Source organism: Teredinibacter turnerae T7901, from assembly GCF_000023025.1.
In the GTDB taxonomy this organism is placed as follows: Bacteria; Pseudomonadota; Gammaproteobacteria; order Pseudomonadales; family Cellvibrionaceae; genus Teredinibacter; species Teredinibacter turnerae_B.
The window spans coordinates 2,675,321-2,692,597 of the sequence record NC_012997.1 but is presented as its reverse complement, the minus strand read 5'-3'; the positions used below and the strand labels follow the sequence as shown (position 1 = coordinate 2,692,597).

Sequence of the window (17,277 nt, the reverse complement as noted above, 5' to 3'; positions counted from 1 at the left end):
TTGCGTTACTGGTGCCTACAGTCCCCCAGGATTTCAGGTCACTCCGGTGATAAATGGGAAGCTGGAAAGCCAGCGCTGCCCCCGCAACGGTAAAGTGTTACGCCCGTCGTCACACTAAGCCCGATACCAGCCTGAAACCGCTTCGATACTCCCACATGAGTTCAGTAAAGGCGCGGAGGGCTGCCTTTCAGGAATGTTTTAGGGCCATCCTGCAAATTTCCTTTTCTCCTCCCGCTAACCAGGCTGTGTGCCTGTGCTGTTCCCATCGGATTTTTCTCCGGCCCCAGATTTGTGAGCACCCAGTTAATATGAGTACAAAAGACGAACGTCACGCAGAGGCGATGGCAAAACAAAAAGCTAAAGTCGATGCGAATATCGCGCGTGCGGATGAAGAGCGCGGTGTTGCGGTGCTGCTGACCGGTAATGGCAAGGGCAAATCCAGTTCCGCCTTCGGGATGGTGATGCGTGCGTTGGGCTATGGTCAGAGCGTGGGCGTGGTGCAGTTTATTAAAGGCAAACAGCTTTCTGGTGAAGAAATCTATTTGCGCGAAAAGTGTCCGCAGGTGGATTTCTATCAGATGGGCACCGGGTTTACCTGGAACACGCAAGATCGAAGCGGGGATATAGCGGCGGCCGAAAAAACCTGGGCCGAAGCCGCGCGTATGTTGGCGGATGAACGCCTGGACCTGGTCGTGCTGGATGAACTCACGTATATGCTTGCCTACGACTATCTTGATGAGTCTACCGTATTAAGTGCTATCACTGCGCGACCCGTTGCGCAAAGCGTCGTGGTTACCGGGCGCGGTGGCGGCAGCGCTCTGCGCGATGTGATGGATACGGTATCTGAAGTCAAAGATATTAAGCACGCCTTCAAAGCAGGCATTAAAGCCCGTAAAGGTGTCGATTTTTAGTGCTGTTCTCGGCGCAATTTCTACAGCGGTATTGGTGGCGCCTGCTGGCTGTTTCACTATTACTGGTGGTGCTTGTTGCGATTCTGGCGCTGACCATCGGCGCGGTGGATATACCGCTGTCTGCGTTAGTGCACTGGCCTCAGGGCAATTTGGCCTTTCAACATCAGCTTATTCTTGAGCAGTTGCGGCTGCCGCGCATTTTACTGGCACTGGGCGTCGGCGCGTTGCTGGCGATTTCCGGCACCGTTACGCAGGGCTTGTTTCGCAACCCCCTGGCCGACCCATCGCTAATCGGTATCAGTTCCGGTGCCGCCGCCGGAGCCAGTATTGCAATTGTGTTGTTCAGCCAGTCGGCGTTTAATTTGATGGGAATTTCGGTGGTAACCGCCGGTGCATTCTGCGGCAGCCTGCTGGTGGTGGGGTTTGTATACCGAATGTCGACCTCGGCGGCCGGGACCAGTGTGTCTACCATGCTGTTGGTGGGGATTGCGTTGACCTTTCTGGCTGGAAGTATCACCAGCCTGCTGGAATTCTTTGCCGACAACGACATGCTGCGCCGCATTAGTTTGTGGCGTATGGGCGGGCTCGAGGGCGCAAACTATTTGAGTGCCTGCACCGTGCTTGTGATATTCCTGATTATCTTTACGGTGCTGTACCGGCAACAAAATGCGCTCAATGTGTTTTTGCTGGGCGAATCCGAGGCCCGGCATTTAGGTATTGACGCAACCCGCCTTAAAAAGCTGGTGGTGGTGTGCGTGGCTGCGGGTGTTGGGCTGTCGGTTGCCCTCGCAGGTACCATAGCGTTTATAGGTTTGGTGGTACCGCATCTCGTGCGCATTATGGTTGGCCCAAACCACCGCTATATGATTCCGCTCACGGCTTGTGTCGGCGCCATGCTATTGGTACTGGCTGATGCGCTGGCGCGCTGGTTAATTGCTCCCACCGAACTGCCTGTTGGCCTGGTAACGGCGTTTATCGGCGCACCGGTGTTTATCTCTATGCTGTATCAGCGCAGACGGCTGGCTCTGTTATGAGCGGTTGGTTATGAGAGGTTGGCTATGAGCAGTTTGCGTATCGAACAGTTGCAAGTCTCGCTGGCGAATGTGCCGCTGTTGCGGGACATCAATCTCAGCTTGCGTGCGGGTTGTGTTTATTCCATTGTCGGTGCCAACGGGGCTGGCAAATCCACCTTGTTGAAAAGTATTGTGCGAGAAGTTCCGCGTACTTGCGGCAATGTTTATTTAGGTGAGAAGCTGCTCGATCAGGTTGCGCCGCTACAGATTGCTCGTTCGCTGGCAGTATTGCCGCAAAACAGTCAGCTCAACTTTCCGTTTACAGTTGCTGAGGTGGTGGGATTGAGCCGTACGCCGCATGAAACTGGTCGGGTACTGGATTCCACAATAGTTAACGAAGCAATCAGCGCACTGGACATCACTTACCTCAAGCATCGTCTCTATACCGCGTTGTCTGGCGGTGAAAAGCAGCGGGTACAGATCGCTCGAGTGCTGGCGCAAATTTGGCGGCAGGAAGATACTGCGTTGCCCCGCGTGCTACTGTTGGACGAACCTACCGCATTTTTGGATCTGGGCCACCAGCAACAACTGATGCATCTGGTTCAGTCGTTTGCAGCCCAGGGGGTCACCGTTTTAATGGTAATGCACGACATAAACTTAGCGGCGAATTTTTCCGATGACATTATCGCCATGCAGTGTGGTGAAATTGTCGCTCAGGGCGCACCTCACAGTGTGCTTACCGCTGAGTTAATCGAGCAGTTGTTTCAGGCGAGGGTGCATTTGCTAAAAGAGCAGGGCGATGCCTGGTTCTATGCGTTGCAACAAGGCTCCGGCATTCCAGGGCAGCGCTAGCTTTCCGGGTTGCCTGTGTTGGATTCGGTTTGTGGCGGGGCGAGTGGGAGCTTAAACGCGTAGGCACACACTACGCAGGTAAAATAGGTTACCCAGCCTGCAAATATCACGTCACTTAAAAAATGCCCGCCCTGCAGTATACGCACAAAGCCGACGAGTGCGCCCAGTGCTGCGCCGTACACCAACCAGACTCGCTTTTGTCTGACCCAGGCCAAGGCCATTAAATAAAACGCAATGGCGGCGTGGCCGCTCACGAACGAACAGTTTTTTGCGCACTCACCGGAGTAGTGAAAAGTGGGGGCGAAGGTCATTTCTCCACCGAATTGCACGACGTGCTGGGGGCGAGGGCGGCCGACCGTATTATCTTTTAATAGCAGATTAACCAGTATGCCGGGGCCAATAAGCAAAGTGAGTAACAAAAATAAGGCTTTGCGGCGTGAAACCCACCATTGTTTGCGGCTGGTAATGACAATTGCGGCAATGATCGCCAGTAAATAGACCACCTGAATTTTCGCGAACACCAGGTACACAACACGTACAAAGCCATTGTTCGCATAGGTGAAGTCGTTGGCGAAATAGAACATACCTGCGACTTTCAGGTCTATATTCGGCCACAGCAGAAACACCACCGCGCAGGCGACACAAGCGGCCAGATCCCAGCGCAGCAATTTACTCATAGCCTTTAAATCCTCGCAACAAGCTGACGTAAAGCGACATGGTATCGCCCTCGTAAGGCGAGGTGGAAACTTTGCCTAAGGGTGTGCTGGCTTCGAAACGGCCCAGCACGGATTCTTCCAGCGGTTCCTTGCTCACAAACACGTAGGTCTGATTGCTATTTCCCGCAAAGTCCCGCAGATTGACTTTTAAATCGTAGTAGTCGCGAATGTTGTCTGCTTGCGGATTCCAGCGGGCGAAATCGAAGCTGCCGGGACGTGCGTAGAACCCGATATAGGCGAGAATATCCCGTGAATCGCTGGTGAGCTTTGCATCTGGAAACGCCGCAATCAAGGGGCGAATTTCTTTCCCCAGTTCTGGCCAGCCAATCAGGCGGTGGTAGGGATCATTTTTGGCAGTGGGCTCGATATCCAGCCAGCGAAGCATCTGCGGCCAGTGATACACCATTGATAACAACACCAGATTGAACGCGATGCCATAACCCAGTCTGCGGTAAAACGTGCGTGCGGTATACGCGTTTTGCCAGCCTAAAGCCAGCAGCAGGGAAGCCGCCACCATCCAGGGACCAGCCCAGTTGGGGAACGCATGGGATGCAAGTGCCTGAACGCCTATTGCTGCCAGAATAACGCCGCTCACCCAGAGAAGCAGCCGATAGAAACCGCTAAAAGGCTGCGGAAACTGGGATTGAGTTACCGCTGCGCGCTTGCCAAAACTTTTACGAATCACATGAATTAACAGCCACGAAAAGACCGGTCCGAAAATCAGGAACTGGACGGCGATAAACTCAGCAAAGGGGCCTATGTTAATTGCAGGGCCACTTGCGTGAGAAATTTCCTGCGTGTGTTGCGCGGCAATCCATTGGTGGGCGAAATTCCAGTAGATATTTAACCCGAAAATTGCGCCCGCCACTATCGCAGCAAGCCAGGGGCCAAGGGTCAACAGTTTTACCCGGTGCTCTTTTTCCACCAGTAAAAACAGGAATACTGCAAGGGGAAACGCCCCCATGGTGTACTTGCTAAGCATGCCAAGGCCGGTAAATACCCCGAGCAATATCCAGTGGCTCAGATTCGCTGTCTCGAGCGCGCGCAAAGTAAAGTAGAGCGCAAGTGACCAGAACAACAGTAGCGGCGCGTCGGTGGTAATAAATTCGCTGTTGAACCCGATCATCGGAATGCAGACAAACACAACCCCGGCAATCAGGCCGTTAGTGGTGTTGCTATAGCGTGTTGCGCTGGCGAACAACACGGCCGCAGTCGCACTATACGCCAGGCACGCCATCATTTTGATCGCAAATACCGTGTCACCCAGTAGCGACGTGGCCAGCATAATAAGCCAGGCGACCATTGGCGGTTTGGAGTAATACCCGAGATCGGGGTTGAGTGACCAGTGGTAATAATAGGCTTCGTCGTAAAACAGACTAAACTGCGGCTGCAGCAGTACCAACAAACGATACACCGTGACGACGAACAAAAAGCCCCAGAATAAAGGTGCAGGCTTGGCCCAGGTATTTGAAAAGGGAAAGCGGGCGCTGGTTGGTGTTAACGGTGGGTGTTCGTCTTTGATAACAGGCAGCAGATAGTTGCGTATCGTCCGCCACAAGCCCAGCAGTGCAACGACGTACAACATTGGCAGCGCATACTGGTAGTCATTTTTGTCCAGCAGGCACAAGAGCGCGGCAACCACCAGCAAAAACACGATAAAACCGTGCATTACAGGGTTGATCCCGGAGCGCCACCTCCAACCGATAACCACCGCTGCACTGCCACAAAATATACCGAGTGCGCCACCGACCAAGGTATCCATCGGCCAGTGGACACCGAGCCATATGCGGCTTAAACCGACCATAACACCCAAAGCGATAAAACCCACTTTTTGCCAGGCGCGCGAGGCAAAGTAATAACCGACCGTGGCGATTAAAAATGCGGTGAGTGTGTGGCCGGAAGGGAAACTGTACTGTTTATATATTTTGCCAAATTGCAGAAATTCTCCCGCGACTAAAACTGCGGGAGGGCGTGGTGCATCAAAATAACCTTTGAGGGTGTTGGATACGATTGCGCCAATAACCGCTGCCCAGAACACTACCCAGTGCAGTTGCACGTTGCGGTTCGCGAGCGCAAGCACCAGCGATAAAATCAAAGTGCCATCGCCGAATACCGTCATGTTGTGCAGCACCCACTCGGGGATATGCGATGCCAGTGAATTAATTTCCGGGAAGGCGAAATGGTAACCCTGCAGTTGATAACCAATGAATGCGATCACAAGCAGGGCAAGCGCGAAAAACATCAGCTGTGCCAACGTTTTGGTGTTCAGTTCAGTCGCATTTGCGCGGGCTTCGGCGACCAATGCAGCGTGATCCTGCCGCCGTTTTTGCAGATAAGTAAACAGTGTTTGCATAATTTAGTTTTGTTGCGTCGGTATAGGATCGACTTGCACCAGCATCAACCCGCCGAAGTGCCAGATAATATGATTGCGGTATTCCGGGAGGGTCTGCGCGAGGAGCTCCTGCAGTGCTTTAACCCGATCTACACGCACCAGTGCTATTTCGCCGGGCCGTGGCGCACGCAGTGGCGTGATTTGCTGGCGATAAACACTAAAGCTTGGCATATGCATACGCCAGGCAACCACCTGTGGTGTCTCGCCGGTTTGTTGCGCGCGGGCCTCTAAAGTCGCTATAGCTTCGTGCACTGGCCGCTGCTGAAATTCTGATGCGACTTGCACGAATTGAGTAAATACAAACGCATTGATCGCAAGCCCCGACAGCACCAATCGCTGCCAGGTACGCATGCGGGGCGCAAAAGTAAGTGCTAGAACAGCAACCAGCAGAGCAATACTGATTGCGCCGTAGAGCGGCGGGAAGAACGTTCCGTGCCGGGCGAGATTGGCTCCGTCGTAACCGCGAGTGGTTTCTGCGGCGATTGCCAGCACCTGCGGCAGGAACACCATAAGCAGCGCGAGTACTATCGGAAACACCAATACCCAGCGATTGCGCCGAAACAGGCTGGTTTGGCGTGCGAGCAATAAAAATAACGGAACACAGCCATTCAGAATGTAGTGGGGCAACTGGGTTTTGGAGAACGAAAATATCACAAAGACCACCGCAAACCAGATCAGCAGAAAGCGGTTTAGCTTATCGCGCCAAAGACGTTTGGCATTGGCGATAGCCACGAACAACAGGCCGCTCAGTGGCAATAGGATGAGCGGCAGTGCGCCGAAATAGTACAATAGTGAACCGCCGTGGCTTTCACGGGTCGCGGAAAAGCGCTTCAAATTGTGTTCGACAATAAAGCCTTGAAAAAACCCCGCTCCTTGCTCGTGATAAACCGCCACCAGCCAGGGAGCCAGCACAGCGAGAAACAGTATCCAACCAGGGAAGTACCAATACGCCTGATACTGATTGCGTTCGCCCCGGTTGGTCACTAAATAAATCAGCGAGACTAACAATGGTACCACCACGCCAATCGGCCCTTTGGTCAACATTGCCAGACTCATCCACAAATACACACGTAGAGCATGTTGTTTGCGCTGGCTTTCGAAGAACCGCCAGATATCGAACAGCGCCAGGCTGAGAAAAAGGTTGAGTGTGGCGTCAGCGATGGCCGAGCGTGCAATTAAGGCGACCCACACCGAGTTCACCATAAACAGTGCTGCAATAAGCCCGCGCTGGCGGCCGATGTATTGGCGTGCGAAGCTCATAAGTGCCAGAGCCCACAGGCAGGCCATCAATGCAGATGGCAGCCTGAAAGCCCACTCGTTAAACCCAAAAGTGGAGATGCTCGCCGCTTGCAACCAATAAAAGAAGATGGGTTTGTCGTAGCGGGGTTCGCCGTCCAGATAGGTGGCCGAGTAGACTCCCGTGTCCAGCATTTCCCGGGTGGCCTCGGTAAAGGCGCCTTCGTCGAGGTCGAACAGTGCGACCGATCCCAATCCAAGAAACAGGCTGATCGCAAAAGACAGATAGAGCGCCTTTTGCGAAAAAAGAAGGCGCTTTAGCGCAATGCTTACGTTATTCACAATAAGAATCAGGCGTTGTCGGTTGCGTTGGTCTGTGGTGCGCTGTCCTGCGCTTTTTCCGTTTCCTTGGGTGCATCAGAGAGGTCGCACACCAGCGGTTTGCGCACTTTGTAGCTGCGCACATTGGTGGTTTGGAAAAATATTCGGCTGAGGATTTCGGACAATACACCGGTGGTTAAAAATTGCAGAGACGCAATAATCATGATGCTCGCGAATAAGAGCAGAGGTCTGTCGCCAATGTCGGCACCTAAAAAGAGCTTGATGAATACCAGGTAGCTCATTAAAGCGCCGCCGATCATCCCAACCCACAGGCCAATTGAACCGAAAAAATGGCCCGGGCGTGCGCGGAATTTGAGGAAGAAAAAAACCGTTACCAGGTCGATTACCACGCGGAAGGTGCGGCTGATGCCGTACTTGGATTCGCCGGCCATTCGGGCGCGATGGTTCACATCAGTTTGGCCAATCCGGTGCGGCGGGCACACGGTTGCCATCCATACAGGAATGAAACGGTGCATCTCGCCATAAAGGCGAATCTGCTTGACCACATCAGCGCGATATACCTTAAGGCTGCAGCCGTAGTCGTCCAACTTTACGCCGCTCACGCGCTGGATCAATTTATTGGCAATACGGGACGGCAGCTTGCGCGAAACCATGGCGTCCTGGCGGTGTTTGCGCCAGCCCTGCAGCAGGTCCAGATCGCGCTCTAAAAGCTCGCGTACCAGGCGCGGAATATCTGCGGGATCGTTTTGTAAATCACCATCCATGGTGGCGATTAGTTCAGTTTGTGCCGCGTCTATACCTGCTTGCATGGCCGCAGTCTGGCCAAAATTGCGTTGCAGCTCGATGTGTTGAAAGCGCTCGCCGTATTCGTCCACGCAGGCGTTCAATCTCGCGGAGGTGCCATCGCGACTGCCGTCGTTCACAATAATCACGAACCAGTCGCCAGCATAATTTTCCAGTGCTGACTGCAGGGCTTCGAAAAGGGGTTTTACATTGTCTTCTTCGTTGTAAACGGGAATAACGACGGTGAGACTGGGTAACAGCATAGCTCGAGCTTACCTGTATTAATCAATTAAGCGAGAAGAAGATCGGGTGCGGAGCAGGGTGAAGCCCACAATGCCGATCATGATGTTCGTAACAAAAATAAAAATATGCACATTGACAGCAACCCGCACCAGAGATTCCAGCGCGTAGCCCAGCGGCACCAGGGGCATGGCAAACGCCAGCTCAAACGTGCCTGCATTGGCAAACCCCGTAACTGGCGAGAGCGCGCTGCCATCTGCAAGTATGGTGGCGATCCAGCTGTGCGCCAGTGGAATCTGGCCAAGTAATGCAGCGAGATAGGCTAGCGCGAATAGTTTCACGGTCCAAATTGCAACAGTAAAAAGGTAAAGCGTTATCCAGTCGCGCGGGGTGGCGACCAGGCGGGATGCGAATGCGAGTTTTGGTAATCGACTGCAAGCGATATTCAGGATTTTCATTCCGACTGGCAGCCCCGCGATAAGGGCGACTGGCGCTATCAGCGCGTAGTCGTCGAGCCACAGGTCGCCGGCAAAAAACACTAGCAGACAAAGCAAAACGTGGGCGTCGAACAGGCGCATAATCACCAATACAGCGGTGGAGTAACGGTAGTCTATCGCTAACTGATGCTTGCTCAACGCAGGCAATACCAGCTCACCAAGGCGCATTGGCAACAAAAAGCTTACGGTGTTGTGAACAAAGCTGACCGCGGCTACGCGCCCAAAGGCGACGGGCTGCTGCAAACGGTACGCAAAATAGACGCGTACAACGCGCAGTACATGGCTAACTAAAACAGCGCAGGCCAAGAGTGCGACAGCGTACAGCGATAGCGCTCTCCATGCAGCGAGGGTGTCGAGCCAGCCATAATTAACCTGCACCCAATACACCACGGCAAATAGCATGGCCGAGGCAAGGAGTATTTTCAGGGTGTTCGTCAGATATTTGGGCATGTACAAAGTAAAGAGGGTGAGCCGTCGGATTAGCGGGCGCTTTATACCATAGATGGGCCGTCAAACACTAACTAAGCCGCCACAGCCGCAACGGGATCGGGTTTGTTTGGTCGCCGCACCGATAACGCTAGCGCAGGTTGCGGCTTATTGAGCCGGCCAATTGCTGGAACCGTTGTTGAAGTTTATTAGGGGCCTGAATGAGCTGAATAGTGATGTTATCGCGCCCGCCGTTTTTCAGCGCAGCTTCCAGAAGTGCGGCGGTTGCCGCTGCAACCGAGTTCGCCTGTTTGAGCGAGGCGGCGATATCGTCATCTGATACCGCGTCAGTCAAACCATCACTGCACAGCAGCAGCCAATCGCCGGGCTGCCATTGCGCGTCAAATAGGCCGACATTCACTTCCGGGAGATCGAGCGCCCCCAAGCATTGGGTGATAATATTTTTTTCGGGATGGGTGGTAAATTCCTCCGGAGTTATAGCGCCGGAATCCAGCAACATTTGCACGTAAGAGTGGTCTTTAGTGAGTTGGCGGAAAGGCGTTTCCGAGGAGGTGGTGAAAAGATAGGCGCGGCTGTCGCCTACCCACGCGAGTTGAAACCGATCCTGGCTGGAGGCAAGGGCAACAACCGTTGAGCCCATTCCAGCGCCACCAACGCCAGCATCAGCTGCATCCAATATGGCTTTGTGGCTGGTTTGCACCGCATCCGCAAGCGAAGCCCCACCAAGGAAAGCTTCGCGCAGCGTATTGCAGGCAATTGAGCTGGCAACTTCCCCGGCCGCGTGGCCTCCCATCCCATCGGCCACCACCCACAGGCCCTGCAGGGGCAGTGAAATATGACAATCTTCGTTGTTGTTTCTTTGCAATCCTACGTCAGTTACTGCGCAGTATTCAGTCAGGAACATGAACCATCCAAAAAAGCTCAAGGATTTTGTCGGAGACTAAACCAAAACCGTAATAGTGTCTTCACAAACCCGACGATAATGTTTTGTTTTACGCCATCAGTCACAATCACCCGCCGAAGCGCGAATGACATGAAACAATCAATTGCGAGTATAGAGCAGTGTGGCCGCCTAGAGTGGTTTACCCAAATGGCAAAACATGCAGAATATTCGCGCGAGTATTCATCGAGTTATTGAGCTTTAGACCGGCTTGATCGGTTGAAAATTCCCCAGTTAAGCGAAGAGAGTCTCAACGGTCGGTGAAGAGAGTCTCAACGGCCGGTGAAGAGAGTCTCAACGGTCGGTGAAGAGTGTCTCGAATGGCGGTAAAGAAAGTCTCAACTGCCTGCGAAGAACGTGCGGACGTTAACATTCCCAACCCAGCATTCTCGTTTTGAGTGATTAAGTATTGAGCGAATCCCGCAGTCTTTAAGTGCGCTGTTTCACCTGAGCGGCGGGAATAATGACATTTTGACCCGGTCACTGGGTTTGCTTAACCAATTATGGTTTACTTGGCGTGCTTATACAGCACTAGGGCCTGTTAGTGTTCCAAGTGACTGTTTTTTGTGCGGAAGCCGCGCAGGGAAGCTGAGATTTACCTGGGTCGCTCTTTGTGTGTTTTTGCTCCCATTCCCTATTTGGACGAAGCGCGCAGCTTGTGGCCCGCCTACTTATTCAACGAATTATCTAACTACGACACCCGATGCTCCAATTACAATTCAAAGATGCCAGTCGCAAAACCCTGTGGCTGGTGGAACAGAGCTATACCATAGGTTCGTCCGCTCAGTGCACCCTGACGATCGCCGATGTGCGCTTAAAGCCTCACCATGCTGACCTGCTGTTGGATGGCGACGTTGGGCAGATTCGCAATCTCCATGGCGACAACCAAATTCGCGTCAATGGGATTCCCGTTTCCGATTCGCACCCCATAGCGCATGGGGACCGCCTTATCCTCGGCATGACTGAACTGGCGGTAATTGACCCGAAGCGCCACACCATGGAAACCGAGGCTGCAGAGCGCGCTGCGAAGGCAGAAGGACATTGGGTACTTAAACCAATGAGCCGGGCGCTGGGCGAACGCCAGTATGTTGTCAACGAAACCGCTGTCATCGGGCGTGCGCGCGAGTGCGATATCAGCCTGGGCGTGGCTCATCTATCGCGCCGACACGCTCGTCTGACGGTTACCGAGCGTGGCTTGAGAGTCGACGACCTGGACTCAGCCAACGGGACATTTGTGAACGGTCAACGGATAAAAACTGCGGTGCTTAAGCCTGGTGATCAACTAAGTTTCGATGCTATTCAATTTCAAATCAACGGCCCACAAGTCGATCTGGATGTCACCACAGTGCGCCCAGTTATTAGCATTCAACAAGCGAAAAGCCAGCCCGCAAGCGGATCTCAACGGCCGGCACGTGCTGCACCACGCGATATTTCCCGCCCAGGACAGATGGGGCATCAGGAAATTGCCGCCGCAACTGCGCGCAGCCTAACCGCTACCCATCGTTCGACAGGTAATGCGGGCCGCTGGATGATAATTCTGGCGTCTTTAGGCTTGTGTGCCGTCGTAGGCCTGCTTGTAGCGAAGTATTTTGGAGCCTTTGGTTAGAACCAAACTGTATTTAAGTTAGTGCCTTGGCTGCCGAAACCCCTGTTAACACACGTATGGGACGACGCACCGGAGCAACTGATGATGCATTCACTTAGCCCTTCACAACGACATTCACAAAGTTACGCTCAGACCCAAACCACGACTGTCCGCTGGCAGTCGTCTTACCAGAGCAGCCAGACGCAAAGCGACGGTTCGCAGGTAACGGTGTCAGCGCAACTGTCGACGTCATACAGCTCCGAGACTCGCTACATCCCTGGCTCCAATCGCCCTCCAGTCACCTATGAGCCACCAGACCGCTGGCAGCGAGCGGCCGGCAATGGCGCAAATAGTACAAACCAAGCAGAAACAGCGAACACAGCCGATGTTCCGCCCGTAACCCAGCCGAAAGAGCGCAACAGTGCGGCGACTACTATCCTGGCGTTTATCGAGCAGCGGCTCGCGACTGATCTGGAAGAGGGGGCTTCGCCAGAACAATTGCAGAGTCGTTTGCAAGCCGGCATGGATGGGTTTCTTCAGGGGTACAACGAAGCGCTCGAGCAACTCAAAGCGATGGGCTTCTATGAGGGCAGTGTAAAAACAGCGGTGGACGAAACCTATGAACAAATGATGTCCGGCTTTAAAGAGCTGGCAGACCAATATGGTCTTGAAATGCCAAATGTGGCGGAACAAAGCAGCGATAGCAGTAAACTCACCCAGCCGGTCCAGGACGCTCCCCAAGTGATCAGCAGTAGCCCGGCAGACGCTTTCGCCGGCTTCTTGGCCAAAATCTACGAAAAAATAGAAGCGACCTCGCTGGCCACCCTAATGGCGCCTACGTCGGATTTTTATAGTTTTCTGGATGCCGAGGCGTCCGAGAGCCGGTCTTTTAGCTTTAACTTGCGCACCCGGGACGGTGATCAGGTGACAATTGAAACCTACGCCGATCGGGGTGTGCGTGCCCAAGGCGATGGCAACTCAGTGCGACTGGATGTGGCTGGAATGGAGAATCTAAGCTTCCGTGTCAAAGGCGAGCTGGATGCGGACGAACTTAATGCTATTTCTGATTTATTGTCCCAAGTTAATGATATTGCAGATGTTTTCTTTTCTGGTGATGTTGAGCAGGCGTTTAACAAGGCTTTGGAAATTGGGTTCGATTCAGACGAAATCGCCCGTTTCTCGGTAAACCTGACCCATGTGCAATACCGTCGGCTGGATGAGGCCTACGGCAGCGTAGCTCAGGGCAGCGTGCGTGGTCCACAGAGCAATAGCGACGCGCACCAGCCTCTGGTAGACAATAAGTTTGAAAAACTGAGTGCGTTTATTCAGCAGCTTAATGAGCTGCGCGAACGCAGCGGTAATCTTGGCATTCAGAGCGACGCACTCAAAGAGTTGGTGCGTTTCGGTAGCGAGGCCCGCTTCGGGAATCATCCACAATTCGATCGATTTATTCCCTTTGTGAGCGGCCTCATGGAGGACCTGGCGCAGGCGTAACTGCTATGATTCAGTCTCGGATTTTTCTGGCGTAGCCAGGAAATATCTCGCAATGTGTGCGGCAGAAAGCGACGTCTTCTCCTCGCCGCGCACGGGCGCTCGGGTGATTGAAGCCCGATTCTTTTTTCAACCGTCAAATTCTCTTCTTGATTAAAGCCGTGCACATTTATTTATATTCCACTCTTGGTTGCCATCTCTGCGAGCAGGCGAAAGCCGTGATCGAACACGTATTGGCGGATAAATCATTTAAATTGTCTGAAATCGACATTGCCGAAAAGGATCAACTGCTGGAACAATACGGACTGGTCATTCCAGTTGTGCAGTTCGGCGATGATGAAAAGCGGCAGCTCGGTTGGCCATTTGACGAACAGCAGTTTTCGGATTGGCTGCAAACTTTTTAATTGTCTTAAGGTGATAACCGCGCAACGTGCAGCAGGATATTTTTGCAGATACAAGCCGCAGTGAAATTGTTGATCTTGGCGATAACGCCTGGCTGGATATTTTTCCGCAATGGATTGCAACGGCCCAAACTCGCGTACTGTTTAATTTATTGTTGCAAGAGTGCGAATGGGAACAGCCGGCGATTCGTATTGCTGGGCGAGAACTTCCCATTCCGCGGTTGCAATGCTGGTACGGCGATAAAGGCGCGGTGCTACGATATTCAGGCAAATCTTTTCCTCCGCACCCTTGGCTAAAAGCTCTCGCTGAGTTGAATTTGCAGCTTGCAACCGTTTGCAAGCGACGTTTTAACAGTGTGTTAGTCAATTGTTATCGCGACGGTTCTGATAGTGTCGGTTGGCATGCTGACGATGAGCCAGAATTAGGTGCAAAGCCCGTGATTGCATCAATTAGCTTGGGGGCTACCCGGCGTTTTTCGTTAAAACATAAATTCGATCAGCAGCAAAAATCGTCACGGCACATTCAATTGCGCGATGGCGATTTACTGATAATGCGGGGAAATACGCAGGCAAACTGGGTTCACGCAATTCAAAAAACCACTTCATCGGTGGGGCCGCGAATAAACCTCACCTTTCGTAACATTCAATGCTGAAATTGCTGTTAGGACGCCGCAGTGTTTCCCGCAAGTTGCGTGCAGGGCAAAACCGGGCCTAGTTGGCATAGCGCAAAAAAAACACGATTCTCAGCGGCGGCGGGAATCAGCCCTAGGCAGAAAAGAGCACCAATGGTAAATTGGGCTGGCGCTGAATGTATGGACAAAAATTCAGTTCTATCCTTCAAAAAGAAGCGGTCATGTATACAAGTCATGACTAAAAAAGACGAATACGGGGAATACGAGTGACAAGAATTTTGGTCGCCGACGATCACGACCTGGTTCGCATGGGTATTGTACGCATGCTTCAGGACGTCGAAGGTTTCGAAGTTGTAGGCGAAGCAAAAACCGGCGAGCAAGCGATAGCCCTCTCTCGAGAGTTGCAGCCGCAAGTTGTGCTTATGGATGTAAAAATGCCAGGCATCGGTGGCTTGGAAGCAACCCGTAAAATCCTGGCATCCTGCTCCCATACCCGTGTGGTTGCGGTTACCGCAGTGTCCGACGATCTGTTCCCGGAGCGGTTGATGAAAGCCGGTGCGTCTGGTTATGTCACCAAAGGCGCCGGATTCGACGAAATTATCGATGCTGTTCACTCCGTAATGAATGGCAACTTATATATGAGTTCCACTATTGCCCAGCAGTTGGCGCTTCGTACGTTTTCTGGAGCCAAAGGTGATGCTTCCCCGTTCGAGGCGTTGTCGGAGCGCGAGCTGCAAACGGCGATTATGATTGCCAACGGATCTCGGGTTCACGAAATTGCAGAGTCGTTTTGCGTCAGCCCGAAAACAGTCAATACCTATCGATACCGTATTTTTGATAAACTCAGCATCAATAGCGACGTAGAGCTGGCTCTGCTCGCGGTAAAGCACAAATTACTTGATGTCGATAGCTTGTCTTAATGTCCAATGAATCCGGCGGAAACGCCAGCGGCACCCACGCGGATAGCTTCGATTCCGCGTCTTTCCTAAAAAATCTGACCACCAAGCCCGGGGTTTACCAAATGTACGATGCCGAAGGCGGCATTCTGTACGTTGGCAAAGCAAAGAACCTGAAAAACCGGGTGTCTAGCTACTTCCGCAATAGTGGGCTGACGATTAAAACTCAGGCGCTGGTGTCGCGGATTCGCAACATCGAGATCACCGTAACGCCCAGCGAAGCGGAAGCTTTGGTGCTCGAGCACAACCTGATTAAATCGCAAAAGCCGCCCTTTAACATTTTGCTGCGCGACGATAAGTCCTTCCCCTACATATTCCTTTCCAGTGGTGAGCCACACCCGCGCCTGGCGCTGCACCGCGGAGCAAAAAAGAAAGTCGGCCGCTATTTTGGCCCGTTCCCTAACGTCAGTGCAGTGCGTGAAAGTCTCAACTTCCTGCAAAAAACTTTCGGTGTGCGACAGTGCGAAGACAGCGTGTATCGCAATCGCACGCGTCCGTGCCTGCTCTATCAAATTGAACGTTGTTCCGGCCCCTGTGTCGAAGCCGTGAGCGAAAGAGAATATGCGGCAGATGTAGAGCAAACCGTGCTATTTCTGGAAGGCAAGAACGATAGCCTGCAAAAGAATCTGGCCGGTGCGATGGAGCAGGCGTCTGCAAATCTCGCGTTTGAACAGGCTGCGCTTTATCGGGACAGAATTACTGCGTTGCGCCAGGTTCAGGCGCAGCAGGTGATTGAATCCGGCCAGATGAATATGGATGTCGTTGCTTGTGCAGCGGAGGCGGGCGCGGCCTGCGTGCATATTTTGTATGTGCGGCAGGGAAGGGTGGTGGGGAGCAAAAATTATTACCCCAAAGATCGTCTGGAAAACGATGAAGCGACAGTGCTCAGCGCGTTTATCAGTCATCATTATCTTGGCGGAACATCTATGGATATACCGCCCTCAGTTATCGTTAGTCACGCACTGGACGACGAAAAAGCCATTGGTGACGCCGTAGCGCTGAACAGCAACAAGCAGGTGCAGATTACATCCAATGTGCGAACTTACCGTGCTAAGTGGGTTGCCATGGCGCTGCAGGCCGCAAGGCTTAATCTGCGATCAAAGCTTAATAGTGCGCAATCCCTGTTACAGCGATTCGAGCAGCTGCAAAAAATTATGGGGTTTGATGAAGCGCCTGAACGTATCGAATGTTTTGATATAAGCCACTCGAGCGGCGAAAAAACAGTCGCATCCTGCGTGGTATTCGATCAAAACGGACCACGAAAATCAGATTATCGTCGCTTCAACATCGAAGGCATTACAGCGGGTGATGATTACGCAGCTATGGAGCAGGCACTTAATCGCCGCTACTCGCGCTTGCAAAAAGAGGGGAAAAAGTTGCCAGACCTGTTGCTGATTGACGGTGGCAAGGGGCAGCTTGGCAAAGCTATAGAAGTGTTGGCGGAACTAGGGATCCAGGAAGTTACCTTGTTAGGTGTCGCCAAGGGCACCACCCGCAAGGCTGGATTTGAAACCCTGGTGAAACCTGACGGCACAGAGCAAGTAATGGCTGCGGACAGCCCAGCGCTGCATTTAATACAGCAAGTGCGTGATGAAGCCCATCGCTTCGCCATAACGGGGCACAAACAGCGCCGCGACCAGGCGCGTAGAACGTCTACGCTGGAAAATATTCCGGGCATTGGACCCAAGCGCAGACGGGAAATGCTGCACTATTTTGGCGGGCTTCAAGAAGTAATGCGCGCCAGTATCGACGATCTGGCAAAAGTCCCGGGAATCAGCAAAAAAATGGCTGAAGAGGTTTACAGCGCATTGCACAGTGAGTAACGTGCACACTAATAGCCCAC

At 52.8% G+C, this 17,277-nt stretch carries 15 protein-coding genes and 1 riboswitch; of the genes, 9 read left to right on the top strand and 6 right to left on the bottom strand.

The window, feature by feature from the left end:
- The first annotated feature begins 18 nt into the window (after positions 1 to 18).
- A riboswitch (cobalamin riboswitch) is annotated at positions 19 to 149 on the top strand.
- Between the two features lie 159 nt (positions 150 to 308).
- The 3 genes from cobO to TERTU_RS10695 are packed head-to-tail and all read left to right on the top strand — an operon-like array spanning position 309 to position 2,776.
- Positions 309 to 911, top strand: a complete 603-nt coding sequence (gene cobO, locus TERTU_RS10705; RefSeq protein ID WP_015818820.1) for a cob(I)yrinic acid a,c-diamide adenosyltransferase — start codon at positions 309 to 311, stop codon at positions 909 to 911.
- Positions 911 to 1,945, top strand: coding sequence for a FecCD family ABC transporter permease (locus TERTU_RS10700; RefSeq protein ID WP_015818434.1), 1,035 nt, complete (start codon positions 911 to 913; stop codon positions 1,943 to 1,945). The genes cobO and TERTU_RS10700 overlap by 1 nt, the downstream gene beginning before the upstream one ends.
- Positions 1,946 to 1,969: 24 nt before the next feature.
- On the top strand, positions 1,970 to 2,776 hold the full coding sequence (locus TERTU_RS10695) for a heme ABC transporter ATP-binding protein (protein ID WP_015819330.1): 807 nt from the start codon (positions 1,970 to 1,972) through the stop codon (positions 2,774 to 2,776).
- On the opposite strand, the gene TERTU_RS10690 is transcribed toward TERTU_RS10695, so the two are convergent.
- From TERTU_RS10690 to TERTU_RS10665, 6 genes are all read right to left on the bottom strand, one after another.
- Positions 2,773 to 3,453 (bottom strand): phosphatase PAP2 family protein, encoded by a 681-nt coding sequence (locus TERTU_RS10690; RefSeq protein WP_015817704.1) that lies wholly within the window; start codon positions 3,451 to 3,453, stop codon positions 2,773 to 2,775. The two genes, TERTU_RS10695 and TERTU_RS10690, sit on opposite strands and share 4 nt — an antisense overlap.
- The gene (locus tag TERTU_RS10685) at positions 3,446 to 5,845 is read right to left on the bottom strand and encodes a glycosyltransferase family 39 protein (protein ID WP_015818662.1); all 2,400 of its coding nucleotides are present in this window, start codon (positions 5,843 to 5,845) and stop codon (positions 3,446 to 3,448) included. The genes TERTU_RS10690 and TERTU_RS10685 overlap by 8 nt, the downstream gene beginning before the upstream one ends.
- Positions 5,846 to 5,848: 3 nt before the next feature.
- Positions 5,849 to 7,462, bottom strand: a complete 1,614-nt coding sequence (locus tag TERTU_RS10680; protein ID WP_015820198.1) for an ArnT family glycosyltransferase — start codon at positions 7,460 to 7,462, stop codon at positions 5,849 to 5,851.
- Between the two features lie 8 nt (positions 7,463 to 7,470).
- A complete protein-coding gene (locus tag TERTU_RS10675; RefSeq protein ID WP_015819885.1) occupies positions 7,471 to 8,508 on the bottom strand; it encodes a glycosyltransferase family 2 protein in 1,038 nt (345 codons plus the stop codon).
- A gap of 18 nt (positions 8,509 to 8,526) precedes the next feature.
- Positions 8,527 to 9,432: a lysylphosphatidylglycerol synthase transmembrane domain-containing protein gene (locus TERTU_RS10670; protein ID WP_015817138.1), complete on the bottom strand. Its 906-nt coding sequence runs from the start codon at positions 9,430 to 9,432 to the stop codon at positions 8,527 to 8,529.
- Between the two features lie 127 nt (positions 9,433 to 9,559).
- Positions 9,560 to 10,333, bottom strand: coding sequence for a PP2C family protein-serine/threonine phosphatase (locus TERTU_RS10665; RefSeq protein ID WP_015816827.1), 774 nt, complete (start codon positions 10,331 to 10,333; stop codon positions 9,560 to 9,562).
- Between the two features lie 739 nt (positions 10,334 to 11,072).
- On the opposite strand from TERTU_RS10665, the gene TERTU_RS10660 reads away from it, so the two are divergent.
- From TERTU_RS10660 to uvrC, 6 genes are all read left to right on the top strand, one after another.
- Entirely contained in the window at positions 11,073 to 11,975 is a 903-nt protein-coding gene (locus TERTU_RS10660) for an FHA domain-containing protein (RefSeq protein WP_015817591.1), read from the top strand.
- Positions 11,976 to 12,056: 81 nt separating this feature from the next.
- Positions 12,057 to 13,448, top strand: a complete 1,392-nt coding sequence (locus TERTU_RS10655) for a DUF5610 domain-containing protein (RefSeq protein WP_015818210.1) — start codon at positions 12,057 to 12,059, stop codon at positions 13,446 to 13,448.
- A gap of 158 nt (positions 13,449 to 13,606) precedes the next feature.
- Positions 13,607 to 13,849, top strand: a complete 243-nt coding sequence (locus tag TERTU_RS10650; RefSeq protein WP_228378137.1) for a glutaredoxin family protein — start codon at positions 13,607 to 13,609, stop codon at positions 13,847 to 13,849.
- Between the two features lie 26 nt (positions 13,850 to 13,875).
- Positions 13,876 to 14,499: an alpha-ketoglutarate-dependent dioxygenase AlkB family protein gene (locus TERTU_RS10645; protein WP_015820692.1), complete on the top strand. Its 624-nt coding sequence runs from the start codon at positions 13,876 to 13,878 to the stop codon at positions 14,497 to 14,499.
- Between the two features lie 245 nt (positions 14,500 to 14,744).
- On the top strand, positions 14,745 to 15,398 hold the full coding sequence (locus TERTU_RS10640) for a response regulator (protein WP_015819160.1): 654 nt from the start codon (positions 14,745 to 14,747) through the stop codon (positions 15,396 to 15,398).
- The gene (gene uvrC / locus TERTU_RS10635) at positions 15,398 to 17,257 is read left to right on the top strand and encodes an excinuclease ABC subunit UvrC (protein WP_015817364.1); all 1,860 of its coding nucleotides are present in this window, start codon (positions 15,398 to 15,400) and stop codon (positions 17,255 to 17,257) included. The genes TERTU_RS10640 and uvrC overlap by 1 nt, the downstream gene beginning before the upstream one ends.
- The last annotated feature ends 20 nt before the right edge of the window (positions 17,258 to 17,277 follow it).